38 protein-coding genes are annotated in these 25,124 nt (G+C 50.1%); 37 read left to right on the forward strand and 1 reads right to left on the reverse strand.

Features of this window, described 5'->3' with window-relative positions; translation table 11 throughout:
* Positions 1 to 214: 214 nt before the first annotated feature.
* From ACQ66Q_RS15350 to ACQ66Q_RS15495, 30 genes are all read left to right on the forward strand, one after another.
* Positions 215 to 1,948 carry an acyl-CoA dehydrogenase family protein gene (locus tag ACQ66Q_RS15350; protein ID WP_430457594.1) on the forward strand — a complete coding sequence of 578 codons (1,734 nt, stop codon included), beginning with the start codon at positions 215 to 217 and terminating at the stop codon, positions 1,946 to 1,948.
* A gap of 305 nt (positions 1,949 to 2,253) precedes the next feature.
* Positions 2,254 to 2,565: a 30S ribosomal protein S10 gene (gene rpsJ / locus ACQ66Q_RS15355; RefSeq protein ID WP_008899121.1), complete on the forward strand. Its 312-nt coding sequence runs from the start codon at positions 2,254 to 2,256 to the stop codon at positions 2,563 to 2,565.
* Positions 2,566 to 2,594: 29 nt separating this feature from the next.
* Positions 2,595 to 3,233 (forward strand): 50S ribosomal protein L3, encoded by a 639-nt coding sequence (gene rplC, locus ACQ66Q_RS15360; protein ID WP_031568323.1) that lies wholly within the window; start codon positions 2,595 to 2,597, stop codon positions 3,231 to 3,233.
* A 19-nt stretch (positions 3,234 to 3,252) separates the two neighbouring features.
* The gene (gene rplD / locus ACQ66Q_RS15365) at positions 3,253 to 3,858 is read left to right on the forward strand and encodes a 50S ribosomal protein L4 (RefSeq protein WP_377239230.1); all 606 of its coding nucleotides are present in this window, start codon (positions 3,253 to 3,255) and stop codon (positions 3,856 to 3,858) included.
* Complete coding sequence (rplW, locus tag ACQ66Q_RS15370; protein WP_377239231.1) at positions 3,855 to 4,157, forward strand: 50S ribosomal protein L23; 303 nt, start codon at positions 3,855 to 3,857, stop codon at positions 4,155 to 4,157. The genes rplD and rplW overlap by 4 nt, the downstream gene beginning before the upstream one ends.
* A gap of 16 nt (positions 4,158 to 4,173) precedes the next feature.
* Positions 4,174 to 4,998, forward strand: a complete 825-nt coding sequence (rplB, locus tag ACQ66Q_RS15375; protein WP_377239232.1) for a 50S ribosomal protein L2 — start codon at positions 4,174 to 4,176, stop codon at positions 4,996 to 4,998.
* A 19-nt stretch (positions 4,999 to 5,017) separates the two neighbouring features.
* Complete coding sequence (rpsS, locus tag ACQ66Q_RS15380) at positions 5,018 to 5,296, forward strand: 30S ribosomal protein S19 (RefSeq protein WP_031568319.1); 279 nt, start codon at positions 5,018 to 5,020, stop codon at positions 5,294 to 5,296.
* An 11-nt stretch (positions 5,297 to 5,307) separates the two neighbouring features.
* Positions 5,308 to 5,640, forward strand: a complete 333-nt coding sequence (gene rplV / locus ACQ66Q_RS15385; protein WP_377239233.1) for a 50S ribosomal protein L22 — start codon at positions 5,308 to 5,310, stop codon at positions 5,638 to 5,640.
* Positions 5,641 to 5,649: 9 nt separating this feature from the next.
* Positions 5,650 to 6,363, forward strand: coding sequence for a 30S ribosomal protein S3 (gene rpsC / locus ACQ66Q_RS15390; protein ID WP_031568317.1), 714 nt, complete (start codon positions 5,650 to 5,652; stop codon positions 6,361 to 6,363).
* A 12-nt stretch (positions 6,364 to 6,375) separates the two neighbouring features.
* Positions 6,376 to 6,789 (forward strand): 50S ribosomal protein L16, encoded by a 414-nt coding sequence (gene rplP, locus ACQ66Q_RS15395; RefSeq protein WP_377239234.1) that lies wholly within the window; start codon positions 6,376 to 6,378, stop codon positions 6,787 to 6,789.
* Entirely contained in the window at positions 6,789 to 6,980 is a 192-nt protein-coding gene (gene rpmC, locus ACQ66Q_RS15400; protein WP_031568315.1) for a 50S ribosomal protein L29, read from the forward strand. The genes rplP and rpmC overlap by 1 nt, the downstream gene beginning before the upstream one ends.
* Entirely contained in the window at positions 6,980 to 7,234 is a 255-nt protein-coding gene (gene rpsQ / locus ACQ66Q_RS15405; protein WP_031568314.1) for a 30S ribosomal protein S17, read from the forward strand. Before rpmC ends, rpsQ begins: the two co-directional genes overlap by 1 nt.
* Before the next feature lie 174 nt (positions 7,235 to 7,408).
* Complete coding sequence (rplN, locus tag ACQ66Q_RS15410) at positions 7,409 to 7,777, forward strand: 50S ribosomal protein L14 (RefSeq protein ID WP_377239235.1); 369 nt, start codon at positions 7,409 to 7,411, stop codon at positions 7,775 to 7,777.
* A gap of 9 nt (positions 7,778 to 7,786) precedes the next feature.
* Positions 7,787 to 8,101 carry a 50S ribosomal protein L24 gene (gene rplX / locus ACQ66Q_RS15415; RefSeq protein ID WP_430457595.1) on the forward strand — a complete coding sequence of 105 codons (315 nt, stop codon included), beginning with the start codon at positions 7,787 to 7,789 and terminating at the stop codon, positions 8,099 to 8,101.
* Positions 8,102 to 8,121: 20 nt separating this feature from the next.
* Entirely contained in the window at positions 8,122 to 8,661 is a 540-nt protein-coding gene (rplE, locus tag ACQ66Q_RS15420; protein WP_031568311.1) for a 50S ribosomal protein L5, read from the forward strand.
* 11 nt (positions 8,662 to 8,672) lie between these two features.
* Positions 8,673 to 8,978, forward strand: a complete 306-nt coding sequence (rpsN, locus tag ACQ66Q_RS15425; RefSeq protein WP_031568310.1) for a 30S ribosomal protein S14 — start codon at positions 8,673 to 8,675, stop codon at positions 8,976 to 8,978.
* Positions 8,979 to 8,998: 20 nt separating this feature from the next.
* Entirely contained in the window at positions 8,999 to 9,391 is a 393-nt protein-coding gene (rpsH, locus tag ACQ66Q_RS15430; protein ID WP_377239237.1) for a 30S ribosomal protein S8, read from the forward strand.
* Positions 9,392 to 9,406: 15 nt separating this feature from the next.
* The gene (rplF, locus tag ACQ66Q_RS15435) at positions 9,407 to 9,940 is read left to right on the forward strand and encodes a 50S ribosomal protein L6 (protein WP_430457596.1); all 534 of its coding nucleotides are present in this window, start codon (positions 9,407 to 9,409) and stop codon (positions 9,938 to 9,940) included.
* Positions 9,941 to 9,949: 9 nt separating this feature from the next.
* Positions 9,950 to 10,300, forward strand: a complete 351-nt coding sequence (gene rplR, locus ACQ66Q_RS15440) for a 50S ribosomal protein L18 (protein WP_377239239.1) — start codon at positions 9,950 to 9,952, stop codon at positions 10,298 to 10,300.
* A 9-nt stretch (positions 10,301 to 10,309) separates the two neighbouring features.
* Entirely contained in the window at positions 10,310 to 10,813 is a 504-nt protein-coding gene (rpsE, locus tag ACQ66Q_RS15445) for a 30S ribosomal protein S5 (RefSeq protein ID WP_377239240.1), read from the forward strand.
* Between the two features lie 6 nt (positions 10,814 to 10,819).
* Positions 10,820 to 11,002: a 50S ribosomal protein L30 gene (rpmD, locus tag ACQ66Q_RS15450; protein WP_377239241.1), complete on the forward strand. Its 183-nt coding sequence runs from the start codon at positions 10,820 to 10,822 to the stop codon at positions 11,000 to 11,002.
* A 3-nt stretch (positions 11,003 to 11,005) separates the two neighbouring features.
* Positions 11,006 to 11,440 carry a 50S ribosomal protein L15 gene (gene rplO / locus ACQ66Q_RS15455; RefSeq protein ID WP_377239242.1) on the forward strand — a complete coding sequence of 145 codons (435 nt, stop codon included), beginning with the start codon at positions 11,006 to 11,008 and terminating at the stop codon, positions 11,438 to 11,440.
* A gap of 15 nt (positions 11,441 to 11,455) precedes the next feature.
* Positions 11,456 to 12,784: a preprotein translocase subunit SecY gene (secY, locus tag ACQ66Q_RS15460; RefSeq protein ID WP_377239244.1), complete on the forward strand. Its 1,329-nt coding sequence runs from the start codon at positions 11,456 to 11,458 to the stop codon at positions 12,782 to 12,784.
* 22 nt (positions 12,785 to 12,806) lie between these two features.
* Positions 12,807 to 12,920, forward strand: coding sequence for a 50S ribosomal protein L36 (gene rpmJ, locus ACQ66Q_RS15465; RefSeq protein ID WP_082335860.1), 114 nt, complete (start codon positions 12,807 to 12,809; stop codon positions 12,918 to 12,920).
* Positions 12,921 to 13,052: 132 nt separating this feature from the next.
* Positions 13,053 to 13,409, forward strand: coding sequence for a 30S ribosomal protein S13 (gene rpsM, locus ACQ66Q_RS15470; protein WP_031568301.1), 357 nt, complete (start codon positions 13,053 to 13,055; stop codon positions 13,407 to 13,409).
* A 13-nt stretch (positions 13,410 to 13,422) separates the two neighbouring features.
* Positions 13,423 to 13,812, forward strand: coding sequence for a 30S ribosomal protein S11 (rpsK, locus tag ACQ66Q_RS15475; RefSeq protein ID WP_031568300.1), 390 nt, complete (start codon positions 13,423 to 13,425; stop codon positions 13,810 to 13,812).
* A gap of 31 nt (positions 13,813 to 13,843) precedes the next feature.
* Positions 13,844 to 14,464, forward strand: a complete 621-nt coding sequence (rpsD, locus tag ACQ66Q_RS15480) for a 30S ribosomal protein S4 (RefSeq protein WP_430457597.1) — start codon at positions 13,844 to 13,846, stop codon at positions 14,462 to 14,464.
* A 27-nt stretch (positions 14,465 to 14,491) separates the two neighbouring features.
* Positions 14,492 to 15,481 (forward strand): DNA-directed RNA polymerase subunit alpha, encoded by a 990-nt coding sequence (locus ACQ66Q_RS15485; protein ID WP_031568298.1) that lies wholly within the window; start codon positions 14,492 to 14,494, stop codon positions 15,479 to 15,481.
* Positions 15,482 to 15,520: 39 nt separating this feature from the next.
* Positions 15,521 to 15,919, forward strand: coding sequence for a 50S ribosomal protein L17 (gene rplQ / locus ACQ66Q_RS15490; RefSeq protein ID WP_430457598.1), 399 nt, complete (start codon positions 15,521 to 15,523; stop codon positions 15,917 to 15,919).
* Positions 15,920 to 16,185: 266 nt separating this feature from the next.
* The gene (locus ACQ66Q_RS15495; protein ID WP_430457599.1) at positions 16,186 to 17,841 is read left to right on the forward strand and encodes an EAL domain-containing protein; all 1,656 of its coding nucleotides are present in this window, start codon (positions 16,186 to 16,188) and stop codon (positions 17,839 to 17,841) included.
* On the opposite strand, the gene ACQ66Q_RS15500 is transcribed toward ACQ66Q_RS15495, so the two are convergent.
* Entirely contained in the window at positions 17,806 to 18,753 is a 948-nt protein-coding gene (locus ACQ66Q_RS15500; protein WP_430457600.1) for a 1-aminocyclopropane-1-carboxylate deaminase/D-cysteine desulfhydrase, read from the reverse strand. The genes ACQ66Q_RS15495 and ACQ66Q_RS15500 overlap by 36 nt on opposite strands.
* A 103-nt stretch (positions 18,754 to 18,856) precedes the next feature.
* On the opposite strand from ACQ66Q_RS15500, the gene ACQ66Q_RS15505 reads away from it, so the two are divergent.
* The 7 genes from ACQ66Q_RS15505 to ACQ66Q_RS15535 are packed head-to-tail and all read left to right on the forward strand — an operon-like array spanning position 18,857 to position 25,124.
* Complete coding sequence (locus ACQ66Q_RS15505; protein WP_430457601.1) at positions 18,857 to 19,765, forward strand: hypothetical protein; 909 nt, start codon at positions 18,857 to 18,859, stop codon at positions 19,763 to 19,765.
* Positions 19,749 to 20,357 (forward strand): PilN domain-containing protein, encoded by a 609-nt coding sequence (locus tag ACQ66Q_RS15510; protein ID WP_430457602.1) that lies wholly within the window; start codon positions 19,749 to 19,751, stop codon positions 20,355 to 20,357. Before ACQ66Q_RS15505 ends, ACQ66Q_RS15510 begins: the two co-directional genes overlap by 17 nt.
* Entirely contained in the window at positions 20,354 to 21,055 is a 702-nt protein-coding gene (locus ACQ66Q_RS15515) for a hypothetical protein (RefSeq protein WP_430457603.1), read from the forward strand. Before ACQ66Q_RS15510 ends, ACQ66Q_RS15515 begins: the two co-directional genes overlap by 4 nt.
* Positions 21,027 to 21,347 carry a hypothetical protein gene (locus ACQ66Q_RS15520; RefSeq protein WP_430457604.1) on the forward strand — a complete coding sequence of 107 codons (321 nt, stop codon included), beginning with the start codon at positions 21,027 to 21,029 and terminating at the stop codon, positions 21,345 to 21,347. The genes ACQ66Q_RS15515 and ACQ66Q_RS15520 overlap by 29 nt, the downstream gene beginning before the upstream one ends.
* 8 nt (positions 21,348 to 21,355) lie before the next feature.
* Positions 21,356 to 23,011, forward strand: a complete 1,656-nt coding sequence (mshL, locus tag ACQ66Q_RS15525; RefSeq protein WP_430457605.1) for a pilus (MSHA type) biogenesis protein MshL — start codon at positions 21,356 to 21,358, stop codon at positions 23,009 to 23,011.
* A gap of 2 nt (positions 23,012 to 23,013) precedes the next feature.
* The gene (locus tag ACQ66Q_RS15530) at positions 23,014 to 23,931 is read left to right on the forward strand and encodes an ExeA family protein (protein WP_430457606.1); all 918 of its coding nucleotides are present in this window, start codon (positions 23,014 to 23,016) and stop codon (positions 23,929 to 23,931) included.
* Positions 23,928 to 25,124: a tetratricopeptide repeat protein gene (locus ACQ66Q_RS15535; RefSeq protein ID WP_430457607.1), complete on the forward strand. Its 1,197-nt coding sequence runs from the start codon at positions 23,928 to 23,930 to the stop codon at positions 25,122 to 25,124. The genes ACQ66Q_RS15530 and ACQ66Q_RS15535 overlap by 4 nt, the downstream gene beginning before the upstream one ends.

Consider the following 25,124-nt stretch of genomic DNA (forward strand, 5'->3'; position numbering starts at 1 on the left):
CTAAATTTCTGCATTGGTTTAACTAGTTCGAACTATCCAACTTTATCTGTCTATTCAACTCTCCAACTGAGCTGCCTGAAAATAGCTTGCTCTAAACTCGCGTAACGCATTCCTTGCAACTAGTCTTAGTTTATTTTCAAGGATTCAAACATGTGTTTGAATCCTTATTCAGATTCTGTTAAAACTAACTCATCGTACCAGGTGGAGAGTTGTTATGAGTATTTACCAAGCGCCGTTGGCTGACATGCGGTTTAACCTGTTTCAGCTGTGGAAAGTGCAGCAATTTTGGTCAGCGAATAAGATACTCAGCGAGCGGATTGAAGCTGATACAGCAAGCGCTATTTTAGATGAAGCTAGTAAAGTCACGGCTGAATTGATAGCGCCAAAGGCACAACTAGCTGATGAAACGGGAGTACTGTGGCAGGCAGGAAATGTCACAACGCCTGAACACTACAAAGTGAATTACCAGCAACTGTGCGAGGGCGGATGGACAGCGTTGTCTGGCGATCCTGAATACGGTGGTATGGGCATGCCAAAGTCTTTGGCGACTTTGTACGAAGAGATGATGTGCAGCGCCGATATTGCGTTTTCATTATATTCAGGTCTAACTGCGGGTGCCTGTGTAACCTTATTACAATATGCTGATGAAACTACGAAGCAACATATCCTGCCAAAGCTTTATAGTGGGGAGTGGTCAGCGACCATGTGCCTGACGGAAGCACATGCAGGTTCCGACTTGGGCATTATGCGCACTCAGGCAAAGCCACAAGCGGACGGTAGTTATCTAATCAGCGGCAGTAAGGTCTTTATTACAGCCGGTGAGCATGACCTGACTGATAACATTATTCATTTGGTGTTGGCAAAATTACCTGATGCGCCCGCGGGTTCTCGTGGGATCTCGTTGTTTCTTGTACCTAAGTTCATGCTAGATACAAATGGCCATAAAACAGAGTTGCGAAACTCACTGCAATGCGGTTCAGTCGAACACAAAATGGGTATTCATGCATCGGCGAGCTGTGTAATGAATTTCGATGACGCCAAAGGATATTTACTTGGCGAACCGAATAAAGGTCTGGCGGCGATGTTCACCATGATGAACTACGAACGCCTTGCAATGGGTAGCCAAGGGGTCGGGGCCGCAGAACGGGCATTTCAAAATGCCAGACTCTATGCCAACGACCGCCTGCAAGGTCGTGTGTCAACCAAAGATGCAAATAAGGCTGACTCGATCATTCAGCATGCCGATGTACAGCGCATGCTGCTAACTGCAAAAGCGCTGACCGAAGCCGGTCGCAGTTTTTCTGTGTATGTAGCGCACCAATTAGATCAAGCCAAGTTTGGTGAAGATCAAAATGCCTTGGCAGTTGCCAGTCTGCTCACCCCAGTAACCAAAGCATTCCTTACGGACCGAGGCTTTGATAGCTGCGTTATGGCACAGCAGGTATTTGGTGGCCATGGTTATATAAAAGAATGGGGCATGGAACAGTGGGTTCGTGATGTAAGGATTGCCCAAATTTATGAAGGTACCAATGGGATCCAAGCCTTAGACTTTGCTGGTCGGAAGCTCTTTGCTGATGGTGGTGCAGCAATCCAACAAATCCTGCAAGAGATTGCGGCTGAACTGAGTGTTAGTCCGCAGCCTGCGTTGTCGGAATTGTTAAAACAGTATCAGGTGCTAATGGGCAGCTTGGCGCAGCAGAAAGAGGCACTAGCATCGCTGTTACAATCGCATGCCTGTGACCTGTTGGACCTGACCGGATATCTATTGTTTGGTCACATGTGGAATAAAACACTTGCTGCTCTCGGTGAGTGCCATGAAGGCGAAGAGTTTATAGCTTCGAAACGGCAAACAGCTGACTTCTACTTTAGCCGCATTATGCCAAAAGCATATGGATACCTTCATATTGTTCAGCAGTCTCTAACCGCGATCAATCCTTCATTAATCTAATCAGGCAGACTAAGACGAGGCCCCTTTGCATGGGGCTCCGTTTTTATCTTCACTGAATTGTTCAAAAATAAAACAGACACTTGTTTTTCTCTTCTGATTGCGTATAATGCGCGTCCAGCCTTGGCTTAGACTCAGGCTGGCACTCGGTACAAACAGCTACAACATTGATTGTTGCGTCGTGTCCCAGTGCACAACAGGACCTTCGATTGGAAGGTCAATGTAACATGGTGCAAAGGCGTCTTTCCGCTAGGAATATGGCTGCCCTTGTTTATTTTTGCTCTTTTTGCTCTTTGAGGCTTTGATTTATGAGTAATCAAAGGATTCGCATCCGTCTGAAAGCGTTCGATCACCGTTTGATCGATCAGTCAACTATGGAAATCGTTGACACAGCTAAGCGTACGGGCGCGCAGGTTCGTGGTCCTATCCCACTTCCGACTCGCCAGGAACGTTTCACTGTATTGATTTCTCCTCACGTCAATAAAGATGCACGTGATCAGTACGAAATCCGTACCCACAAGCGTTTAATCGACATCGTTGAGCCAACAGAAAAGACTGTTGACGCACTGATGCGTTTAGATCTGCCTGCTGGCGTTGACGTTCAAATCAGCCTGGGCTAATCAGACAGGTTTTTAGAGAGGTTTAGGATATGGCTATCGGTCTAATCGGTCGTAAAGTGGGCATGACTCGCATCTTCACTGAAGATGGCGTATCAATCCCAGTAACCGTAATCGAAGCAACACCAAACCGCGTTACTGCCATCAAAACGCAAGACGTTCATGGCTATAGCGCACTGCAAGTGACTGCTGGCACTGTGAAGGCAAGCCGCCTGAACAAGCCAGACGCAGGTCAGTTTGCAAAAGCTGGTGTTGAAGCCGGTCGTGGTCTGTGGGAATTCCGCCTGCAAGACAACGAAGGCGCTGACATTCAAGTCGGCAGCGAGATTACTGTTGAAGTTTTCGCAGAGACGAAAAAAGTTGATGTCACAGGCACATCAAAAGGTAAAGGTTTTGCCGGTACTGTAAAGCGCTGGAATTTCCGTACTCAGGATGCAACTCACGGTAACTCTCTGTCACACCGTGTACCAGGTTCAATTGGTCAAAACCAATCACCAGGTAAAGTATTCAAAGGTAAAAAAATGGCCGGCCATATGGGTGCAGAGCGTGTAACAGTCCAGTCTCTGGAAGTTGTACGTGTTGATGCAGCACGCAACATTCTGTTAGTGAAGGGCGCTGTCCCTGGTGCTATCGGTGGTGATGTGATTGTTAAACCAGCGGTCAAAAGCTAACGTCTGGAGGAGATGAGTGATGGAATTAGCATTAAGAGACGCTAAAGGCGTTCTTGAAGTTTCCGAAGCTACCTTTGGACGTGAGTTCAATGAAGCTCTGGTACATCAGGTAGTAGTTGCATACGCAGCTGGCGCCCGTCAAGGTACCCGTGCTCAACTGACCCGTTCAGAAGTACGCGGTGGCGGTAAGAAGCCATGGCGCCAGAAGGGTACTGGTCGTGCCCGTGCTGGTACAATCCGTAGCCCAATTTGGCGCGGCGGTGGTGTGACGTTTGCGGCTAAGCCACAAGATCACAGCCAAAAAGTTAACAGAAAAATGTATCGCGGCGCGATCATGAGCATTCTTTCTGAATTAGTTCGTCAAGACCGTTTATTGGTGGTTGAAAACTTCAATGTTGAAACACCAAAAACTCAGGAACTGGCAGCTAAATTAAAAGCGATGGAACTGAAAGATGTTCTGATCGTTACTGCAGAAGTTGACGAGAACCTGTTCTTATCAGCGCGTAACCTGTACAAGGTTGACGTGCGTGATGTTCACGGTATCGACCCAGTCAGCTTAATCGCCTTCGACAAAGTGTTGATGACTGCAGCTGCAGTTAAACAAATCGAGGAGATGTTAGCATGATCCGTGAAGAACGTTTACTGAAGGTGATTCTGGCTCCGCACGTATCTGAGAAGAGCACGATTGCGGCAGAAACCAACAACACAGTCGTGTTCAAAGTATCAACCACGTCTACTAAAGCAGACATTAAGGCTGCCGTTCAGAAACTGTTCGAAGTGGAAGTAGTTGGTGTTCGCACTGTTAACGTTAAGGGTAAGACCAAGCGCACTGGTATGCGTACTGGCCAACGTAGCGATTGGAAAAAAGCTTACGTTACTCTTAAAGAAGGCAGCGAGCTCGATTTAGTTGGCGGCGCTGAGTAATAAGAGGAGTTAGGAAATGGCACTTGTTAAGTGTAAACCTACGTCACCAGGTCGTCGCCACGTTTTAAAAGTGGTCAACCCAGACCTGCACAAAGGCAAGCCATACGCGCCTTTGTTAGAGAAGAACACAAAGACTGGTGGTCGTAACAACCACGGTCGTATTACGACTCGTCACATCGGTGGTGGCCACAAGCAACATTACCGTTTAGTTGACTTCAAGCGTAATAAAGACGGTATCCCGGCTAAAGTTGAGCGCCTGGAATACGATCCAAACCGTACTGCTAACATCGCTCTGGTGTTGTATGCAGATGGTGAGCGTCGTTACATTCTGGCACCAAAAGGCTTGAAAGCTGGTGATGTAGTTCAGTCTGGTATGGATTCACCAATTAAATCTGGTAACACCATGCCACTGCGCAACATCCCAGTGGGTCAAATCGTTCACAACATCGAACTGAAGCCTGGTAAAGGCGGCCAATTAATGCGTTCAGCTGGTGCATTCGCCCAGATCCTGGCGCGTGACGGTGCATATGTCACTCTGCGTCTGCGCAGCGGTGAGATGCGCAAAGTCCTGGCTGATTGCCGTGCAACTATCGGTGAAATCGGCAACGCCGAACACATGCTGCGCCAATACGGTAAAGCAGGTGCTATGCGCTGGCGCGGTGTACGTCCAACCGTTCGTGGTGTTGTAATGAACCCGGTAGACCACCCACACGGTGGTGGTGAAGGTAAATCTTCTGGTGGCCGTCATCCGGTTACACCATGGGGTGTACCAACCAAAGGTTACAAGACCCGTGCGAACAAGCGTACAGACAAGTTCATTGTCCGTCGTCGTGACAAATAATTTAATGTGAGGAATTGCCATGCCACGTTCTCTCAAGAAAGGTCCATTTATCGACCTTCACTTGCTGAAGAAGGTAGAGAAAGCGTTGGAAAGCGGTGACAAGAAGCCTATCAAGACTTGGAGCCGTCGTTCAATGATCATTCCACAAATGATCGGTTTGACCATCGCTGTCCATAATGGTCGTCAACATGTACCGGTAATCGTCTCTGAAGAGATGGTTGGTCACAAGTTAGGTGAGTTTTCACCAACTCGTACATACCGTGGTCATGCAGCCGACAAAAAGGCCAAGAAACGCTAAGGGGTAAATAAATGCAAGCATTAGCAAAACATAAATTTGCCCGTTCATCTGCTCAGAAAACTCGTTTGGTTGCTGACCAAATCCGTGGCCTGACAGTTGGTAAGGCGTTAGATGTTTTAACCTACAGCCCGAAAAAAGCGGCTGAGCTGGTTAAAAAGGTTCTTTTATCAGCCATTGCGAACGCAGAACACAATGAAGGCGCCGATATCGACGCTTTGAAAGTGAAAACTGTGTTTGTTGACGAAGGTCCGTCAATGAAGCGGATTAAGCCACGTGCCAAAGGCCGTGCTGACCGTATCGTCAAGCGTACCAGCCACATTACTGTGGTTGTAGCTGATAACTAGGAGTGAGAAATGGGACAGAAAGTACATCCTAATGGTATTCGCCTAGGTATCACTAAGCCTTGGAGCTCAACCTGGTACGCGAATACAAAAGATTTCCCGGATTTCCTGGTTGGTGACTTTAAAGTTCGTCAGTATCTGACAAAAGAACTGAAAGCTGCTTCAGTAAGCCGGATCGATATTGAACGTCCTGCGAAAAGCATCCGTGTGACTATTCACACTGCTCGTCCAGGCGTGATCATCGGTAAAAAAGGTGAAGACGTTGAAAAACTGCGCAAAGCTGTCGCGACTATCGCTGGCGTGCCTGCACAGATCAATATCTCTGAAATCCGTAAGCCAGAACTGGATGCCAAGTTAGTTGCTGATTCTATCAGTAGCCAGCTTGAACGCCGCGTAATGTTCCGTCGTGCTATGAAGCGCGCAGTACAGAATGCGATGCGTTTAGGCGCGAAAGGTATCAAAGTTCAGGTTTCTGGCCGTTTAGGTGGTGCTGAAATCGCACGTGACGAGTGGTACCGTGAAGGCCGTGTGCCTTTACACACTCTGCGTGCTGATATCGACTACTCAACATCAGAAGCTTTAACTACTTACGGTATCATTGGTGTTAAAGTTTGGATCTTCAAAGGCGAGATCCTGGGTGGTTTACCACTGGCCAACAACAATAACGCCAACAACGACAAACAGCCTAAGGCGCCGAAAAAACCGGCTCCACGTAAGGCTAAGTAGGAGTATTGAGCGATGTTGCAACCAAAACGTACTAAATTTCGTAAAGTGCACAAAGGACGCAACCGCGGCTTAGCCACCTCTGGTGACAAAGTAAGCTTCGGTACCTTCGCACTGAAAGCAGTTGAACGTGGTCAAATGACTTCACGTCAAATTGAATCTGCACGTCGTGCCATGACCCGTGCCGTAAAACGTGTTGGTAAAATCTGGATCCGTGTGTTCCCAGACAAACCAATGACGCAAAAACCACTCGAAGTTCGTATGGGTAGTGGTAAAGGTAGCGTGGAGTACTGGGTATGCCAGATCAGACCTGGCAAAGTCCTGTACGAAATGGACGGTGTGTCGGAAGAACTGGCTCGTCATGCATTTGCATTGGCTTCTGCCAAGCTTCCATTTAAGACAACCTTTGTAACGCGGACGGTATTGTGATGAAAGCCAGCGAACTGAAAGCAAAAAGCGTAGAAGAGTTAAACGCTGAATTACTGGGCCTGTTACGTGAGCAGTTCAACCTGCGCATGCAAGCGGCTACAGGTCAGTTAGCTCAAACTCATTTGCTGAAAACGGTGCGTCGCGATATCGCACGTGTAAAGACCATCTTAACTGAGAAGGCAGGTGCGTAATGAGCGAATTAAACACCCGTACTCTGCAAGGTAAAGTGATCAGCAACAAAATGGACAAGTCTATTGTTGTTGCGATCGAGCGTAACGTGAAACACCCGATCTACGGTAAGTTCATTACGCGCACAACCAAGCTGCACGTACATGACGAAGCTAACGTATGTAAAGAAGGTGATATCGTGACTATTCGCGAATGCCGCCCTCTTTCTAAAACCAAGTCTTGGACTCTGGTTGCGGTAGTAGAGTCAGCATCTTAATTCCTTTTGGAATTTTGCCGAAAAAAAAAGCGGTCCTTTTATGGGCCGCTTTTATTTTGAGCTACCACTTTACAGAAAGGGCTGTTATAATCTCGCGCCCTCATGTAGGGGTAGTAAATTGAAAAAACAGCGTTATCCGAAAGGGTAATAGTAGTGGAATAGCGGAGCACTAAGATGATCCAGATGCAATCTATGCTGGAAGTCGCAGACAACAGCGGCGCGCGCAGCGTAATGTGTATTAAGGTCTTAGGTGGTTCGCATCGCCGTTATGCAGCTATCGGAGACGTCATCAAGATCACTGTTAAGGAAGCAATTCCTCGCGGTAAGGTCAAAAAAGGTGATGTTCTGAATGCTGTGGTGGTGCGTACACGCAAAGGCGTACGCCGTCAGGACGGTTCATTGATCCGTTTTGATCGCAATGCAGCTGTGTTGTTAAACAACAAGCTGGAACCGATCGGCACACGTATTTTTGGACCGGTTACCCGCGAACTTCGTGGTGATAAATTCATGAAGATCGTTTCTCTGGCCCCAGAAGTACTGTAAGGAGTCACAATGGCTAGCAAAATCCGTCGTGATGATGAGGTAGTTGTTCTTACTGGTAAGGACAAAGGTAAACAAGGCAAAGTCACTAAAGTTTTAGTTGATGAAGGCCGCGTTTATGTTTCAGGTGTGAACCTGGTTAAGAAACATCAGAAGCCGGTTCCGGCCCTGAATGTTCCAGGTGGCATCGTTGAAAAAGAAGCCTCAATTCACGTATCAAACGTAGCGGTTGTTAACCCAGCAACGGGTAAAGCAGATCGCGTTGGTTTCCGCTTTGAAGATGGCAAGAAAGTTCGCTTCTTCAAATCGAATAATGAAAAAATCTAAATAGCTATTGGAGTAATACGATGGCGAAACTGCATGAAATTTATAAAGACACCGTAGTTCCGGAACTGTTTAAACAGTTCGGCTACACCAGCGTCATGCAAGTCCCTCGGATTGTCAAAATCACACTCAATATGGGTGTTGGTGAAGCTGTTGCTGATAAAAAAGTTTTAGAAAACGCTGTTGCTGATTTGACCGCTATTTCTGGTCAGAAGCCACTCGTTACTAAAGCTCGTAAATCAGTTGCTGGTTTCAAGATCCGTGAAGGCTACCCTATTGGTGCCAAAGTGACCCTGCGCGGCGAGCGTATGTGGGATTTCCTGGAACGTCTGGTATCGATCGCTATTCCGCGTATCCGTGACTTCCGTGGTGTAAACCCTAAATCGTTCGATGGCCGTGGTAACTATTCTATGGGCGTTCGTGAGCAAATCATTTTCCCAGAAATCGATTACGACAAAGTAGACGCGGTACGTGGTTTAGATATCACTATCACTACTACTGCTCGTACCGATGACGAAGGACGTGCATTACTTGCCGCGTTTAACTTCCCATTTAAGAAATAAGGTATAGGGTCATGGCAAAACAATCAATGAAAGCACGTGAGTTAAAGCGTGCACAACTGGTAGCCAAATACGCTGAGCAACGTCATGCGCTGCGGGACGCTATTGCTAATCCAGCGACTTCTGACGAAGACCGTTGGGCTGCAGTTCTGAAGCTGCAAACGTTACCGCGTGATTCAAGCCCTGTGCGTCAACGTAATCGTTGCCGTATCACTGGCCGTCCACATGGGTACCTGCGTAAATTCGGCATGAGCCGGATCAAGGTCCGTGAAGCAGCAATGCGCGGTGAAATTCCTGGCCTTCGTAAGGCCAGCTGGTAAGAATCACGGGAGTAACAGCTATGAGTTTGCAAGATCCAGTAGCGGATATGTTTACTCGCATCCGTAACGGCCAAGCTGCCAAAAAAGTTGCGGTTAAGATGCCTTCTTCAAAACTGAAGATTGCAATTGCGAAAGTATTAAAAGACGAAGGTTACATCGAAGATTTCGCTGTTTCTGCTGATGTAAAAGCGGAGCTGGAAGTTACATTAAAGTATTTCCAAGGCAAATCAGTTATTGAAACTATCGATCGTGTTAGCCGTCCAGGTCTGCGTATCTATAAGAAACGCGGCGAGTTACCAAAAGTAATGGGTGGTTTAGGTGTAGCTATCGTGTCTACATCTAAAGGGCTAATGACTGACCGTGCTGCGCGCAAGGTTGGTATCGGTGGCGAAATCATCGGCTACGTAGCGTAACGGAGGTAGTAATCTATGTCTCGTGTTGCTAAAGCCCCCATCGCACTGCCAGCAGGTGTGTCAATCGCACTGAACGGTCAGAACGTGGTGATTAAAGGCAAAAACGGCGAGTTGACGTTAAACGTTAACGCAGCAGTTGAAATCGTTGTTGATGGTAACGTTGTTCGTACCAATCCTCGCGACGGTTTCGAAGGCGCTAACGCTCAAGCGGGTACCGCTCGTGCGTTAATAAACAACCTGGTTGTTGGTGTTTCTGAAGGTTACACCCGCAAACTGGAATTAGTTGGTGTTGGTTATCGTGCGAAAGCTGAAGGCAAGGTTCTGAACCTGTCTCTGGGTTTCTCACATCCGGTTGCTTTTGAAGTACCGGCTGGTATCACGATTGAAACTCCTTCTCAGACTGAAGTTCTGGTGAAAGGTGCTGACAAACAACTGGTTGGCCAAGTCGCTGCGAACATCCGGGCGTACCGTAAACCAGAGCCTTACAAAGGCAAAGGTGTCCGTTACGCGAACGAAAACGTGCGTCGTAAAGAAGCCAAGAAAAAGTAAGGTAGAGCGATGGATAAGAAACTTGCTCGTCTGCGTCGCGCGAAACGCGTTCGCAGAAACATTATCGAACAAGGTGCGAACCGCTTGGTTGTACATCGTACACCACGCCACATTTACGCTCAGCTTATCGCACCAAATGCTGAAGTGATCGCTGCAGCTTCTACTGTTGAAGTTTCAATCCGCGAAGCACTGAAGTACACCGGTAACGTAGATGCTGCTAAAGCTGTAGGTAAAGCAATCGCTGAACGTGCACTGGCTAAAGGCGTGACTGCGGTTGCCTTTGACCGTAGCGGTTTCCAGTATCATGGTCGCGTTCAAGCTTTAGCGGACGCGGCGCGTGAAGCCGGTCTTCAATTCTAGGAGTAGATCATGGCTAACGTAGAAGCTAAACAACAATCTGATTTACAAGAGAAGCTGGTTGCTGTGAACCGTGTGTCTAAAGTAGTTAAGGGTGGCCGGATTTTTTCCTTCACTGCTCTGACTGTTGTGGGCGACGGTAACGGCCGTGTAGGCTTCGGTTACGGTAAAGCGCGCGAAGTACCAGCTGCTATTCAAAAAGCAATGGAAAAAGCTCGTCGTAACATGACTCAAGTTGAGTTAAATGGTAACACTCTTCATCACCCGGTTAAGGGTGTACACGCTGGTTCCAACGTGTACATGCAACCGGCGTCTGAAGGTACCGGTATCATCGCCGGTGGTGCAATGCGCGCTGTGTTAGAAGTAGCTGGCGTACAGAACGTACTGTCAAAATGCTACGGCTCAACCAACCCAATCAACGTAGTTCGCGCTACTGTCAACGCCCTGTCTGCGATCAAATCGCCAGCTCAGGTTGCTGCGAAACGTGGCCTGCGCGTTGACGACATTCTGGGGTAATTTGCCATGGCTCAAAAGACTATTAAAGTAACCCAAATCAAGTCAGGCATCGGCCGTCTGCCGAAGCACAGAGCGACTCTGGTTGGTTTAGGCTTGCGCCGCATTGGTCACACTGTCACGCTGGAAGATACTCCTTCAGTACGCGGTATGATCAACGCAGTGTATTACATGGTTAAGGTTGAGGAGTAAGCGATGTTATTAAATACACTTTCTCCGGCTCCAGGTTCGAAAAAAGAGAAGCGCCGTTTAGGTCGTGGTATCGGTTCAGGCTTGGGTAAAACCGCTGGTCGTGGTCACAAAGGTCTGAAGTCTCGTTCAGGCGGTAAAGTACGTCCTGGTTTCGAAGGCGGTCAAATGCCTTTGAAACAGCGTCTGCCTAAGTTCGGTTTCACATCATTAAAAGGCCTGGTGTCTGCTGAAGTGCGTCTGCACGAGCTGGCTCTGGTTGCTGGTGATGTTGCTGATCTGAGCACGCTGACTGAAGCGAACGTAATTGCACGTAACATCAAATTCGCAAAAGTAGTTCTGTCTGGTGAGCTGGCTCGTCCAATCACTGTGAAAGGCCTGCGTGTAACGAAAGGTGCTCGTGCTGCGATCGAAGCCGCTGGCGGTAAAGTCGAAGAATAATAAGGATAGTACGCGATGGCTAAACCAGGTCAGGACTTAAAAAGCGCCAAAGGTGGCCTCAGTGAACTGAAGGCTCGTCTGTTGGTGGTGCTTTTTGCCGTAGTCATTTTCCGACTGGGCTCATTTGTGCCAATTCCTGGAATTGACGCCACCGTGCTAGCTCAATTATTCGAGCAACAAAAAGGTACCATCGTTGAGATGTTTAACATGTTCAGCGGTGGTGCCCTTGAGCGTGCGTCTGTATTTGCGCTCGGTATCATGCCTTACATTTCTGCTTCAATTATTGTCCAGTTGCTGACGGTCATGCACCCGAAGATGGCTGAATTGAAGAAAGAGGGTGAAGCTGGCCGACGCAAAATTAATCAGTATACACGTTACGGTACCTTGGGACTGGCCACTGTTCAGGCGGCCAGTATTGCAACAGGTTTACCAAATATGATGCCTGGCCTGGTTATTAACCCGGGCTTCGGTTTCTATCTAATTGCTGTGATTAGTCTTGTCACTGGCACCATGTTCTTAATGTGGTTGGGTGAGCAAGTTACTGAGCGTGGTATTGGTAATGGTATTTCGCTGTTGATTTTCACTGGTATTGTTGCTGGCTTCCCGTCTGCCGTAGGCCAGACGATTGAGATGGCACGTCAAGGCGATATGCACTTTTTGTTACTGTTGTTTATTGCGGTTATCGTAGTGGTTGTAACCTGGTTCGTAGTTTTCTTCGAACGTGGTCAACGACGCATTGTGGTGAATTATGCCAAACGTCAGCAAGGCCGTCAGGTTTATGCTGCCCAAAGCAGTCATTTGCCGCTCAAAGTCAATATGGCTGGCGTTATTCCACCGATCTTCGCATCGAGCATCATCTTGTTCCCAGGAACAATTGCTACCTGGTTTGGTACAGGTGATGGTATGATAGCTAACTTTTTCCAAGAGCTGGCTTTGATGCTGTCTCAGGGGCAACCGCTCTACATAATTTTGTATGCAGCGGCTATTGTGTTCTTCTGTTTCTTTTATACAGCGTTGGTTTTTAACCCACGTGAAACAGCAGACAACCTGAAAAAATCTGGCGCCTTTATTCCGGGTATTCGCCCTGGTGAGCAGACGTCTAAATACATTGATAAAGTGATGACACGCCTGACCTTAGCTGGTGCGGCATACATTACCTTTATCTGTTTGGTTCCTGAGTTCATGATGGTTGCACTTGATGTGCAATTCTATTTCGGCGGTACATCTTTACTGATTATTGTCGTCGTGATTATGGACTTTATGGCACAGGTACAGACCCACTTGATGTCGCATCAATACGAGTCTGTGCTTAAAAAAGCAAACCTTAAGGGCTTCGGTCGTTAAGGTAATATTGCGGAGTTAAGTTATGAAAGTACGAGCTTCCGTTAAGAAGATCTGCCGTAACTGCAAAGTTATCAAGCGCAACAACGTTGTGCGGGTAATTTGTGTAGAGCCTAAGCACAAACAACGTCAAGGCTAACAGCAGAAACATTAGGTCAGGGCTGAACTATTTGGTTTGGCCCGGACTTATTGTTGCAATATGGCCGCCGTTTGAGTATCCTTACGGGCTTTTCAAATCGGCACCCTTAAACTCATTTATAGGAGAACGTTAGTGGCCCGTATCGCTGGCATTAACATCCCCGATAATAAACATGCGGTCATTTCTTTGACCTATGTTTTTGGTATCGGTAAGACCCGCTCAAAAGCCATTCTGGCAGCAGTGGGCATCGAAGAAAATCGTAAAATCTCTACGTTATCTGACGCAGAGCTCGATACTCTTCGTGACGAAGTTGCGAAGTACACCGTTGAAGGTGACTTACGCCGTGAAATCACGTTAAACATCAAACGTTTGATGGACCTTGGTTGCTACCGTGGCCTGCGTCATCGTCGTAGTCTGCCGGTTCGTGGTCAGCGCACTAAAACTAACGCGCGTACCCGCAAGGGCCCACGCAAAGCAATCAAGAAATAAAACGGGGTAAAACATGGCTAAAGCACCAGTTCGTACTCGTAAACGGGTAAAAAAGCAAGTTTCTGACGGTATGGCTCATATCCATGCGTCTTTCAACAATACCATCGTCACGATTACCGACCGTCAAGGCAATGCTCTGTGCTGGGCAACTGCCGGTGGTTCAGGTTACCGTGGTTCGCGTAAGTCTACGCCGTTTGCTGCACAGGTTGCTGCTGAGCGTGCTGGTACTGCCGCGTTAGAATATGGTCTGAAGAATCTTGAAGTGTTCGTTAACGGTCCTGGTCCAGGTCGCGAATCAGCCATTCGTGCGCTGAACGCCGCTGGCTACCGCATTACGAATATCACCGACGTGACGCCAATTCCACACAATGGTTGCCGTCCACCGAAAAAACGTCGCGTGTAACAAGCGCTTCTAAGATTATTGGAGAAAGAAGATGGCAAGATATTTGGGTCCTAAGCTCAAACTGAGTCGTCGCGAAGGAACAGACCTGTTCCTGAAAAGCGGCGTCAGAGCAATCGATTCAAAGTGTAATTTAACAACTGCTCCAGGTCAGCACGGCGCTCGTCGCGGTCGCTTATCGGACTACGGTTTACAATTACGCGAAAAACAAAAAGTACGTCGTATTTATGGCGTATTAGAGAAGCAGTTCCGTAACTATTACAAAGAAGCTGCTCGTTTGAAGGGTAACACCGGCGAAAACCTGCTCCAGTTGTTGGAATCACGTCTGGACAACGTAGTGTATCGCATGGGTCTGGCCAGCACACGTGCAGAAGCACGTCAGTTAGTCAGCCACAAAGCTATCATGCTTGATGGCCGCGTTGTGAATATCCCATCTTACGCTGTGTCACCAGAACAAGTGATCGCTGTTCGCGAAAAAGCTAAGAAGCAAGCACGTATCGTTGCTGCTTTAGAAGTTGCTGAACAACGTGAAAAACCAACTTGGGTTGAAATTGACACGAAAAAGATGGAAGGCACTTACAAGCGTCGTCCAGAGCGTTCAGATTTGTCTGCTGACATCAACGAACAGTTAATCGTCGAGCTTTACTCTAAGTAGTAAGGCATTTTCTTAAGAGAGGATACAATGCAGGGTTCTGTCACCGAATTCCTTAAGCCGAGATTAGTTGGTATCGAAAAAATCAACCCAACTCGTGCCAAAGTTACTTTGGAACCACTTGAGCGCGGTTTCGGGCATACCTTGGGCAACGCGTTACGTCGGATCCTTTTATCGTCAATGCCAGGTTGCGCAGTGACGGAAGTGGAAATCGACGGCGTGCTTCATGAGTACAGCGCCAAAGAAGGCGTGCAAGAAGATATCATCGATATCCTTTTGAACCTGAAAGGCTTAGCCGTTCGTTTGGAAGACAAAGACGAAGTCACTCTGACTTTAACCAAAAAAGGTGCTGGCCCTGTAACTGCTGGAGACATCCAGCGTGGCGACGGTGTGGTTATCGTAAATCCGGAACACGTGATCTGTAACCTGACTGGCGAAACTGAGTTCAGTATGCGCCTGAAAGTACAACGTGGTCGCGGTTACGTGCCTGCATCAGCCCGAGTGTCCTCTGAAGATGACGAACGTCCAATCGGTCGTTTGTTACTCGATGCTTCTTTCAGTCCGGTTGAGCGTATTGCTTATTCGGTTGAAGCTGCACGGGTTGAACAGCGTACTGACTTGGACAAACTGGTAATCGACATGGAAACCAACGGCACTGTTGAGCCGGAGGAAGCAATTCGTCGTGCTGCGACTATTCTGGCTGAACAGCTGGAGTTCTTCGTAGAACTGCGCGACAAGAGCGAGCCAGAAAAACGTGAAGAGAAACCGGAGTTTGATCCGATTCTGTTACGTCCTGTCGATGATCTGGAATTAACAGTTCGTTCTGCCAACTGTCTGAAGGCAGAGCAGATTCAGTACATTGGTGATCTGGTGCAACGTACCGAGGTTGAGCTTCTTAAGACGCCTAACCTGGGTAAAAAGTCACTTACCGAAATCAAAGACGTGTTGGCGTCACGTGGGTTATCTCTGGGCATGCGCCTGGAAAACTGGCCGCCAGCAAGTTTGGTAAATAAAGACTAACCAGATACCAGTTCCTGGTTTAGTGAGAAGGAATAGATCATGCGCCATCGCAAGAGTGGTCGTCAGTTAAACCGGAACAGCAGCCACCGTCAGGCAATGTTCCGCAATATGGCAAGCTCGCTGGTGAAGCACGAAATCATCAAAACGACTCTGCCAAAAGCAAAAGAGTTACGCCGTGTAATCGAACCTCTGATCACACTGGCTAAAAATGATAGCGTTGCAAACCGCCGTTTAGCTTTTGCCCGTACACGTGATAAAGAAGTTGTTGGTTTACTGTTCAACGTTTTAGGCCCGCGTTACAACACGCGTCCAGGTGGTTACACTCGTATTCTTAAGTGTGGCTTCCGTACTGGTGACAATGCTCCAATGGCATACATCGAGTTAGTTGACCGTCCAGAAGTGGGCGCTCTGCCAGTTGAAGAAACTGCTGCTGATTAATCAACTCGACAATAGAAAAGCCGGCTAACGCCGGCTTTTTTTTTGCGTAAATGTTCGAGTAGTAAGTCGCTCAGTTCGATAGTTTATTCGGCAACAGTTCCGGTGCAGTTTTAATGCCGTTTTAAATCAGTGCGCCGCCACAGGTGTGCGGCCGGAGATGAATACTCCCGTTTGAGCAAAGCACTGGTTAAAATTGTCGACATTTGCTCGACAAAGCGCTGTTCGGCGCCAACACTGAAAGGCTAAGCTGGCTTGGTGTAAGCGTGATGAAACTGCTAAAAAATTGGTTATTACACAGACCCTTTTTCCAGAGTGCCGCACTGCTGCTCGCGCTGGGTAATGGCGCTTTTTTGCTTGGTAGTCAGCTTGTCTGGTGGTTATTACTGCCAGCGATGCTGTGGTCGCTTCCTGTTATCAGCGTTGTTCATCTGTTACTGAGTGCAGTGCTGTTGTCCTTACACCGCTGGCTGTTTGAACTCAATGCGCAGATCCAGACGCAGCAGCAGTCAGACCTGGAACTGACCAGCCGGGTGGATGAACTACTACAGGACGCCTACTTACCGCTCAGCCGGGATAGCAGTTTGCCCGACCGCCTGGTGTTGCTGCGCCAAACACTGCAACATCAGTTGCGGCGTGAACAAGAGATCCGGCAACTGGTGCGAGTGCAAGGTTTGGTTGATCACGAACTGGCCATCGGTAACCGGATTTACTTTGAAAGCAAGTTACAACATTACCTGCTCGATCCGGCTGAACCTCAGACCGGTGCACTATTTTTAATCCAACTCAGTCATCCAGAGTTGAGTGTCGGGCCCAATGATGCGATCCAGCGTTTGGCCGGCAGCGCTGATTTGATCCAGCAACTAGTCAATCATCTTGCCATCTCTGTGCTGGCACGCGTAGCCGACGCTGATTTGGCACTTCTAATACCTGGGATGGAACAAAAAGACGCCGAGCAGCTCGGTGACCGGTTGGCGATGGTATTGAGCCGGGCAAGTTTTTTTGCCGGCTATGAAGACTTTGATTTGGTGCATTTGGGTTATGTGATTTATCAGCAGGGTCAGACCGGTTATCAGGTGATGGCTGAAGCGGATATGGCGTTAAAAACTGCGCAACTGCAGGGGCCAAATGCTGCTTTTGGGTTTTATCCGGAACATAAACCAAAAATTAAGGGCTCAGTCTGGTGGCGGACTGAACTGGGTAATGCACTGCGAGAAAACCGGTTTTTGCTAAGTTTTCAACCGGTATTCTCGTGGCAGCAGCATGACATTATTCAGCATGAGGTGTTGGTCCGGTTACAAAGCAGCGATGGCGATAAACTGGCGGCGGCTGTGTTTCTGCCGATGGCGGTGAACTGTGGGCTAACGGCAGCGCTAGACCAGTATGTATTGAGTAAAGCGGCAAAGCTTTGTCAGCTGGAACAAAAAATCGGTGTGCGTTGCAGTGTGAATATGACGGTGGAGTCCTTACTTAATAACGATTTCATGCAATGGTTACAGCAAAGCCTGCAGACCGGCCAACTGGTAGCCGCACAACTGGCGCTTGAAATCGACGAGTACCATCTGATTAAGCAGTATAAAAAGTTGAAGCCGAAATTGGTCCGGCTGCAACAGCAGGGATTTAGTCTGATCATTGATCATGTCGGCTTAAATATCAGTCCATGTCAGTATCTGACCGAATTGCCTGTTGAGGCAGTGAAGTTGCATGCTTCGGTAGTCCGGCATATCGACACTCAGCTGGAGCAACAGTTATTTATTCGTGGCCTGGTGGCCAGTCACCAGGCTCGCGGCGTCAAAGTGATAGCGACGGGCGTTGAGTCACAGGCGGAGTGGCAGACGCTACAGAAACTAGGTGTCAGTGGCGCGCAGGGATTCTATTTCAGTCAGCCGTTAGCCGAACTGATGCCACAGGCGCAGCTCAGCTGATCTAATTTGCTGATATTGTTCTGGCGTGACCCGTTCCCGCTGCAGCATACCATCGAGGCCCTGCAAGCCGCCGGTATGGAAAAATACCAGCCGCTGGCCAGTTTTGATGCGCCCCTCGCTTAACTCTGCCAGCAGAGTTTGCAGCGCCTTGCCGGTATACACCGGCTCCAGTGGCAGGTCTTGCTGACTAAGTTGCAAACAGAGCTGTAAAGTCGCGGCGTCAAACTGACCATAGCGCTGACCGCTACAATCCGCGACCAGTTGCCAATTGTGCTGATGTGGCGCCAAAGCCGTAATTTGCTCCGGCAGACTTGGATCCTTCACCACATTGATGCCTAAAACTGCGGTCTGCGGATGGCCCAGCGCCAGCCCGGCAACAGTGCCACCGCTGCCGGTGGCGCAGCAGATGAGGTCGGCGGCGCCGGCCGGAGTGTTGTTCAGCTGCAATTCTGCGACCCCTTTTACGCCTAAGGGGCTGGTGCCACCTTCCGGCACCAACAGCCAATCCGGAAATTGTTGCTGCAGTGTCGCCAGATAACCGGATTGCTGGCGCTGACGGTATTGCTGCGGGCTGACAAAACTCAGCTGCATATCTTGTTCCTGACACGCTGCCAAGGTTGGATTCAGCACAGCACCATCGTGACGCACAATTGCATGCGTTTGAAAGCCAAAGGCTTTTCCTGCAGCAGCGACAGCGGCCAGATGATTGGAAAAGGCGCCGCCAAAGGTCAGAATTCCCGTTTTTTCATATTGTTGTATATGCTGAATATGGTACTTTAGTTTTAACCATTTATTGCCTGCAATCGCAGGGACACGGCACTGCAGGTGACAGACCCACAGTTCTGTACGGTGTTGCTTCAATAACGGCAAATGGATTTGTTGCCAGTGTTGTTGATAAAACGGTGTGTTCACAGATGCAGCCAGACCCGGCATAACCAGACCAACAAGGTGTCAGAGTGTTTGCATGATACAGAAATTTGCCCGGATATTCCGCAGCCAGGCTGGCCGTCTTCAGATGCCCACGCATGTTGCCGCGATTTATTTGCAGCCTGAGCAACTGAAACTGGTGTTACTGCAAAGTACTGATCGTACACTGGTCAAAATGGAAACCGTCCGGCTGGCTGACGATGGCAAACTGATCTCAGCCTGTCTGCAGCTCGCTGCCGAATTGCCAAAACACACGCCACTGTGTCTGGTGTTGAGCCCGGATCGGTACCAATTATTGCAGTTGGACAAACCCGCGGTAGCCGATGCAGAGATGTTACAGGCCCTGCCTTGGCAAATTCGTGATCTGGTCAGTTATGCCCCCGATGACCTGGTACTCGACTATTGTGATGTCGCAGAGCAAACCAATCAAAGTCAACCACGGATTCAGGTAGTTGCCAGTCAGCGCAGCTTCCTGGCACCGATCTGCAAAGCGTTACAGCAACAGCAGGTGTCACTGCAAAACATTCAGCCTGATGAGTGGCTGGCGCGCAACCTGCTCCCGGTGCAACCACAGGCCGTATTAATGCTCAGCCATCAGCCGGGTCAGGACGTCAATATACAGATTGTGCGCGACGGGATGCTGTATGTCAGCCGTAAGTTGCGAGGCTTTCAGCGGATTGATCAGATGTCGTTTGCCGATCTCAGCCGCGGTTTGCTCGATAGCCTGTTATTAGAAGTGCAGCGTTCGCTGGACTTCTTTGAAGGTCAAATGCGTCAGCCGCCGGTGAAAGAAATATTGTTTTTGCTGGCGACGCCGGAGCTGTCCGCCATTGTGCAATATTTTGTGCAGAATGGTTTCACCCAGGTACGGGCGATGGATTTATCAGCACGCATGCCAGGTGTCAGCCTTGCTGAACAAGGTGAGTACTGGTTACCACTGGCTGGAGCGCTGGAATTGTTGCTGAGTGCGGAGAATTCCCTTGAAACAACGCATTAATTTGTATCAACCGTCGTTGCAACCGGTGCAGCATCGTTTTGCGCTGGCCGGGTTAGTGCGCACCTGTGTGATCATTGTTGCGCTGTTTGCGCTTGGCATTGGCGGCCTGCAGTATCAGTTGCAACAGCAGCAGCGACAACTCGCCAGCATGAACCAGGCAGTACAGCAGAAGACAGAAGAACTGACTAACCTGCAACAAGCGTTGGAAAACCGGCAGCCGGAACAATCCTTGGTGCTGCAGGTGGAGCAGCTGAATACCGAAATTGGTCAGAAACAGCAGCTGTTGCAGTATTTGACGACTGACCAACAAGCCAGCCGCCCGGCATTTGCCGCGGTGATGCAGCAGCTGAGTCAGCAGGATTTACCGCAGTTCTGGCTGCGTAGCTTTCGTCTTGGCAAGCAGGGTATTGAATTTGATGGCGTGACTCGGGATGCCGCGTTGGTCCCACGCTGGCTGCAGCAATTAGGTCAAAGCGCGTATTTCAGTGGTCAGCATTTTTCCAGCGTCGGCTTACAACCATTGCAACAAGACTACCTGCAATTCCATGTCAGTAGTGTGGCGTCGTCACAAAGTGCGGAGATGCCGAAATGAGCCGCTGGCAACAACTCAGTGAACAGTATTTGCAGCTGCAACTGCGCGAGCGACGCCTGATTTATCTGGCTAGTCTGGCGCTGTTATTGTGGCTGGGTGCTTTATATGCGGTTGAGCCATTATGGCAATCGCTGCAGGCCGGTAAGCAGCAGCAGAAAATGGTGTTGCAACAGATGGCGCAACTACAGCAACAGGTGGACACTGTGCTGCAGGTGCTGAATACCGATCCGAATGCGCAGATCCGAACACAGATCAGTCAGAGCCAGCAACAACGGGACGAGCTCAGTCAGCAAATTAAGCAGCTGACCGGTCGTTATGTCAGCCCGGAGCAGATGTTGCCGTTATTGCAGGATGTGCTGAAAAGCAGTCCTGGCGTGAAATTATTGCGGATGCGCAGTCTGCAGGCGGAGCCGGTCAGTCTGGCACCTTCGCCACTGGCTGGCGCACCGGCCCAGGCGCAAGCGGCTGCAACGCCAGGCCAAAGCGTGCCCGCGGCACCGCTGTTGTATCTGCATAAAACCGAAATCAGTTTTAGTGGCCAATATGCGCAGCTGCAGCGGCTATTGCAGCAGCTGGAACAGCTGCCGTGGCAGCTGCACTGGCATCAGTTAGAGTACAAAGTATCAGAACACCCTCAGGCCGAACTGCGGCTGGAACTGGAGACTATCAGTGAACAAGCCGATTATCTGCGGATTTAGTCTGCTGCTGGCCAGCGTTGCCAATCTGGCAGAGGCCTTCAGCGATCCGACAGCGCCGGATGTAGTGCTGGCTGCGGATCCGTCGGTCACCGCCAGTGTGCAGGCTGTGCCCAAATTGAGTCTGATCCGGCAGGAAGGAAAAGAACGGCTAGCGGTGCTTGACGGTCAACAGCGCCGGGTCGGATCTATGCATGGTCAGTACAAAGTGCTGTCGATCGGAGCGGGCACCGTGATATTAGCGCAGGGGCAACGTCAGCTGACGTTGCAGTTATTTCCTCCAATGAAAAAGTAGCAGATGTTATGGCGAAACCTTTTCCACTGATCGCAGCGCTTTTCTTGCTGCAGGGCTGCAGTCTGACGTCCGGCCCTGACGTGCTGACACGTTCGCAGGCTGAACTGAATAAAAATCAACAAACGCCGGCCAAGCCTAAACCGTTGCAGGTTCCAGCCGCCGTCAGTGCCGATGTGTTAAGCGCCAGTGCGATGCCAATGCAAAATACACAGCTACTGCCGCGTTTTAATCTGGCAGCATCCGCGGTGCCGGCAGCAGAGTTTTTTGCGTCACTGGTCAGCGATTCTGATTTCAGTATCGTGGTGCATCCCGACGTACGCGGTACCGTCAGTCTGCAACTGAAGCAGGTGACATTGCCGGAAGTGATGGCGGTGGTCCAGCAGATCTACGGCTTTGATGTACGCCAGCAGGGCTTGATTTATCAGGTTTACCCGGCCGGTTTACGCACTGAAACTATGGCGGTGAATTATCTGCTGATGCAACGCCATGGCTTGTCGTCGATCGCGGTAAATTCCGGCGGCGTGTCGCAGGACCAGCAAAATAACGGTCAAAACGGTAACAATCAAAACAATCAGAATAATCAACAAAATCAAAATGGTGACGGCCAAAACGGCCTCGGAAACGGCAACCAGCAGCAACAATTTAATGGCAGCATGATCCAGAGCACCAGCAAAACCGATTTCTGGAAAGATTTGCAGGAATCGGTGCAGGGGATTTTGGGTAACGCCCCGCAGCGAACCGTCGTGGTATCGCCGCAAGCCGGTTTGGTCACAGTCCGTGGCATGCCGGACGAAATCGCGGCAGTCCGGGCCTTTTTGCAACAAACCGAACAACATCTGCAACGTCAGGTCATTCTTGAAGCCAAAATCATCGAAGTGACGCTGAACGACGACTATCAGCAAGGTATTAACTGGCAAAACGCCTTGGCAAACATTGATTCTACCAACCTGACACTGCGCAATACCGCCGGCAGTTTTGGCAATAAAATCAGTAGCGGCATCGGTGGCTTAACGTCGATTGCGTTTGAAAATGCTGATTTTGAAGGCGTGATCAGTCTGCTGTCGACGCAAGGTGATGCCCAGGTGCTGTCGAGCCCACGGGTGACGGCGGTGAATAATCAAAAAGCGGTGATTAAAGTCGGTCAGGACGAATATTTTGTCACCGACGTGTCGAGCAACACCACAACGGCCAATAACGGCGTGCAGAACACCACACCGAGTATCACGTTACAGCCGTTTTTTTCCGGTATTGCGCTCGATGTAACGCCACAAATTGATGCCAATGGTCAGGTGATTTTGCACGTGCATCCGTCGGTCACTGAAACCGCTGAGCAGGTCAAAACCATCCGGCTGTCCAATGAAGACGTTATTTTACCGCTGGCGCAAAGTAACATTCGTGAATCCGACACCATTATCAAAGCCAGCAACGGCGAAATTGTCGTGATTGGCGGCCTGATGCAGACCGTGATCAGCGATCAGGAAAGCGGCGTGCCGGGCCTGCGCTCATTGCCACTGCTGGGGAACTTGTTTAAATCGACCAGTAAGTCAGAAAAGAAAAAAGAGCTGGTGATCCTGCTCAAGCCTACCGTCACCGGTGCTGAGGTGTGGCAACAACAAATTCAGCAGTCCAGCCTGCAAATGCAGGACTGGCAACAACGGCGCTGACGATGTATCTGGCCCATTTTGCTTTGCAGCAGTTACCGTTTGGCCTGACGCCGAATACCGGCTTTTACGTCGGTCTGAACGGCCATCAACAGGCGATGGAAGTGCTGCAGACAGCATTGGGTCATGGTGAAGGTTTTATCAAAGTGACCGGCGAAGTGGGGACTGGCAAAACCTTGTTATGCCGCAAACTACTGAACGAAGCGCCGGCGCACTGGAGTCTGGCCTATATTCCCGACCCAAATCTGGACCCGCAGCAGTTGCGCTGGGCCCTCGCACTGGAACTCGGCCTGAAGCAATCTGACAATATCGATCAGCAGCAATTAGCGCATTTACTGCAGCGCCAGCTGTTGTTGCTGGCCGGCGCCGGGCGGCAGGTGGTGTTGTTAGTCGATGAGGCGCAGGCATTGCCGGATGAGACGCTGGAAGCGCTGCGATTGATTACCAATCTGGAAACTGAACAACACAAACTGGTGCAGGTGGTGTTGTTTGGCCAGCCTGAACTCGATAAACGGCTGGCGCAGCCCAAATTTCGTCAGCTGCGCCAGCGCATCAGTTTTTCTTACCAGTTACCACAATTACAGCGCACCGAAGTCGCGGCCTACCTGCAGCAACGGCTGCTGTTTGCCGGCAGCCAGCAGATGTTATTCAGTAAGCTGGCCTTGTGGTTACTCAGTCATTACAGCCGGGGCATTCCGCGGCTGATCAATGTACTGGCACATAAAGCACTGTTGTTAAGCTATGGTGCCGGTCTGAGCCGCGCCGGCTGGTGGCAAATCTATCAGGCTGCCGTGGATACCGAAGATGTGCAACAGCCTTCCCGTGGCTGGCTGACCACCGCCGCGATAGTCGCGGTGCTGTCACTGCTGTTATCGCTGTGGTTACAACCTTCGGGCATGCTTGCGCTCTGGAGTCTGCCATGAGTGTGATCAACCAGATGCTGCGCGATTTGGACAAACGCCAGGCCCGTCCTGCGACGTTAGCAGGGCCTGCGCTGCAACATACCAGCTCAAGCAGACGCTGGTTGTGGTGGCTGCTGTTATTACCAGTGCTGTGGATTGGCGCGCAGTGGCTTAGTAATAGCAAGCCTGATCTGACACCGGCGGCAGAGCAGCCATCTGTCACTCAGACCGCAGTACCTGCTACAACACAGGCCGCCGTACTGCCCAACACACCAGCTGCTGCAGTGGTCAAAACGGCAGCTCCGGAAGTGCCCCCGACAATACCACAGCAAACGGCTGCATCATCTGCGCCAGCGTCTGCCATGCTGGCCGTGCCAGCGCAATCCAAAGTTGAGTCGTTAACGCCGGCACAGCCAACCACAGAATTGCCACCAGCCGACGCGCAACAGCAGGGCGAGCAGATCACAGCGTCTGAAGTCGCCGTTCCTGCCGAAACAGAGTCAGAACCTAACAACGCCGACGCTTTTGCTTTGTCAGCGGAAACCGCCGCCTTTTTGCAGGACGCCGACAACCCGGCCGCCGCGCAAGCAACCACGCCGCCTGTCGAAAAAGCCCAGATGAGCGTGACGCGGACAGATCCAAGCCAGGCCGGCCCACAGCATTTGCGTGCGCTGGCGATGCAAGCACAGGCGGCAGGTCGGTTTGCCGAAGCGGAAACAGCCTGGTTACAGCTGATCCGGCAGCAACCACAACAGACAGAATCATATGAAGCACTGGCACAGCTCTATCTGCAGCAACAGCAGCCACAACGGCTGGTGTCATTGCTGCAACAAGCCCAACAACAGCAGCTGCAGTCGCCGGCATTACAGTGGGCACAGATCCAACTGCTGGCCAGCACGGCGCAATGGCAAGCGCTGCTTGGCGCATTGACGCCAGAACTGCAGCAACAATATCCGCAACAGGCGCTCGCCTTAGAAGCGCATGCGGCGCAGCAACTGGGCCAGACCGAACGGGCATTACAGGTTTACCAGCGCTGGACGGAACGAGCGCCGCAGGACAGCCGCGCCTGGCTTGGACTGGCCACGTTACTGGATCAGTCCGGCCAATGGCCACAGGCGAAACAGGCCTACCAACATGCGCTGCAGCTGGGTGGTCTGGCCGACGCCAGCCGCCAGTTTATTCAACAGCGATTACAGCAAGACACACAGAGTTGA

Origin of the sequence: Rheinheimera sp. (genome assembly GCF_965283995.1) — a bacterium.
GTDB lineage: Bacteria > Pseudomonadota > Gammaproteobacteria > Enterobacterales > Alteromonadaceae > Pararheinheimera.

Bases quoted from the DNA above. Each gene is read 5' to 3' on its own strand.
- rplX (WP_430457595.1), top strand. From the start codon at position 7,787: ATGGCTAGCAAAATCCGTCGTGATGATGAGGTAGTTGTTCTTACTGGT.
- rplD (WP_377239230.1), top strand. From the start codon at position 3,253: ATGGAATTAGCATTAAGAGACGCTAAAGGCGTTCTTGAAGTTTCCGAA.
- ACQ66Q_RS15485 (WP_031568298.1), top strand. From the start codon at position 14,492: ATGCAGGGTTCTGTCACCGAATTCCTTAAGCCGAGATTAGTTGGTATC.
- ACQ66Q_RS15350 (WP_430457594.1), top strand. From the start codon at position 215: ATGAGTATTTACCAAGCGCCGTTGGCTGACATGCGGTTTAACCTGTTT.
- rplE (WP_031568311.1), top strand. From the start codon at position 8,122: ATGGCGAAACTGCATGAAATTTATAAAGACACCGTAGTTCCGGAACTG.
- rpmJ (WP_082335860.1), top strand. From the start codon at position 12,807: ATGAAAGTACGAGCTTCCGTTAAGAAGATCTGCCGTAACTGCAAAGTT.
- rpsS (WP_031568319.1), top strand. From the start codon at position 5,018: ATGCCACGTTCTCTCAAGAAAGGTCCATTTATCGACCTTCACTTGCTG.
- rpsH (WP_377239237.1), top strand. From the start codon at position 8,999: ATGAGTTTGCAAGATCCAGTAGCGGATATGTTTACTCGCATCCGTAAC.
- rpsD (WP_430457597.1), top strand. From the start codon at position 13,844: ATGGCAAGATATTTGGGTCCTAAGCTCAAACTGAGTCGTCGCGAAGGA.
- rplR (WP_377239239.1), top strand. From the start codon at position 9,950: ATGGATAAGAAACTTGCTCGTCTGCGTCGCGCGAAACGCGTTCGCAGA.
- secY (WP_377239244.1), top strand. From the start codon at position 11,456: ATGGCTAAACCAGGTCAGGACTTAAAAAGCGCCAAAGGTGGCCTCAGT.
- rplF (WP_430457596.1), top strand. From the start codon at position 9,407: ATGTCTCGTGTTGCTAAAGCCCCCATCGCACTGCCAGCAGGTGTGTCA.
- rpsC (WP_031568317.1), top strand. From the start codon at position 5,650: ATGGGACAGAAAGTACATCCTAATGGTATTCGCCTAGGTATCACTAAG.
- rpsJ (WP_008899121.1), top strand. From the start codon at position 2,254: ATGAGTAATCAAAGGATTCGCATCCGTCTGAAAGCGTTCGATCACCGT.
- ACQ66Q_RS15535 (WP_430457607.1), top strand. From the start codon at position 23,928: ATGAGTGTGATCAACCAGATGCTGCGCGATTTGGACAAACGCCAGGCC.
- ACQ66Q_RS15505 (WP_430457601.1), top strand. From the start codon at position 18,857: ATGCCCACGCATGTTGCCGCGATTTATTTGCAGCCTGAGCAACTGAAA.
- rplP (WP_377239234.1), top strand. From the start codon at position 6,376: ATGTTGCAACCAAAACGTACTAAATTTCGTAAAGTGCACAAAGGACGC.
- rpmC (WP_031568315.1), top strand. From the start codon at position 6,789: ATGAAAGCCAGCGAACTGAAAGCAAAAAGCGTAGAAGAGTTAAACGCT.
- rpsQ (WP_031568314.1), top strand. From the start codon at position 6,980: ATGAGCGAATTAAACACCCGTACTCTGCAAGGTAAAGTGATCAGCAAC.
- rplB (WP_377239232.1), top strand. From the start codon at position 4,174: ATGGCACTTGTTAAGTGTAAACCTACGTCACCAGGTCGTCGCCACGTT.
- rplV (WP_377239233.1), top strand. From the start codon at position 5,308: ATGCAAGCATTAGCAAAACATAAATTTGCCCGTTCATCTGCTCAGAAA.
- rpsN (WP_031568310.1), top strand. From the start codon at position 8,673: ATGGCAAAACAATCAATGAAAGCACGTGAGTTAAAGCGTGCACAACTG.
- mshL (WP_430457605.1), top strand. From the start codon at position 21,356: ATGGCGAAACCTTTTCCACTGATCGCAGCGCTTTTCTTGCTGCAGGGC.
- rplQ (WP_430457598.1), top strand. From the start codon at position 15,521: ATGCGCCATCGCAAGAGTGGTCGTCAGTTAAACCGGAACAGCAGCCAC.
- rpmD (WP_377239241.1), top strand. From the start codon at position 10,820: ATGGCTCAAAAGACTATTAAAGTAACCCAAATCAAGTCAGGCATCGGC.
- rplN (WP_377239235.1), top strand. From the start codon at position 7,409: ATGATCCAGATGCAATCTATGCTGGAAGTCGCAGACAACAGCGGCGCG.
- rpsK (WP_031568300.1), top strand. From the start codon at position 13,423: ATGGCTAAAGCACCAGTTCGTACTCGTAAACGGGTAAAAAAGCAAGTT.
- rplC (WP_031568323.1), top strand. From the start codon at position 2,595: ATGGCTATCGGTCTAATCGGTCGTAAAGTGGGCATGACTCGCATCTTC.
- rpsE (WP_377239240.1), top strand. From the start codon at position 10,310: ATGGCTAACGTAGAAGCTAAACAACAATCTGATTTACAAGAGAAGCTG.
- ACQ66Q_RS15530 (WP_430457606.1), top strand. From the start codon at position 23,014: ATGTATCTGGCCCATTTTGCTTTGCAGCAGTTACCGTTTGGCCTGACG.
- ACQ66Q_RS15495 (WP_430457599.1), top strand. From the start codon at position 16,186: ATGAAACTGCTAAAAAATTGGTTATTACACAGACCCTTTTTCCAGAGT.
- rplW (WP_377239231.1), top strand. From the start codon at position 3,855: ATGATCCGTGAAGAACGTTTACTGAAGGTGATTCTGGCTCCGCACGTA.
- ACQ66Q_RS15515 (WP_430457603.1), top strand. From the start codon at position 20,354: ATGAGCCGCTGGCAACAACTCAGTGAACAGTATTTGCAGCTGCAACTG.
- rplO (WP_377239242.1), top strand. From the start codon at position 11,006: ATGTTATTAAATACACTTTCTCCGGCTCCAGGTTCGAAAAAAGAGAAG.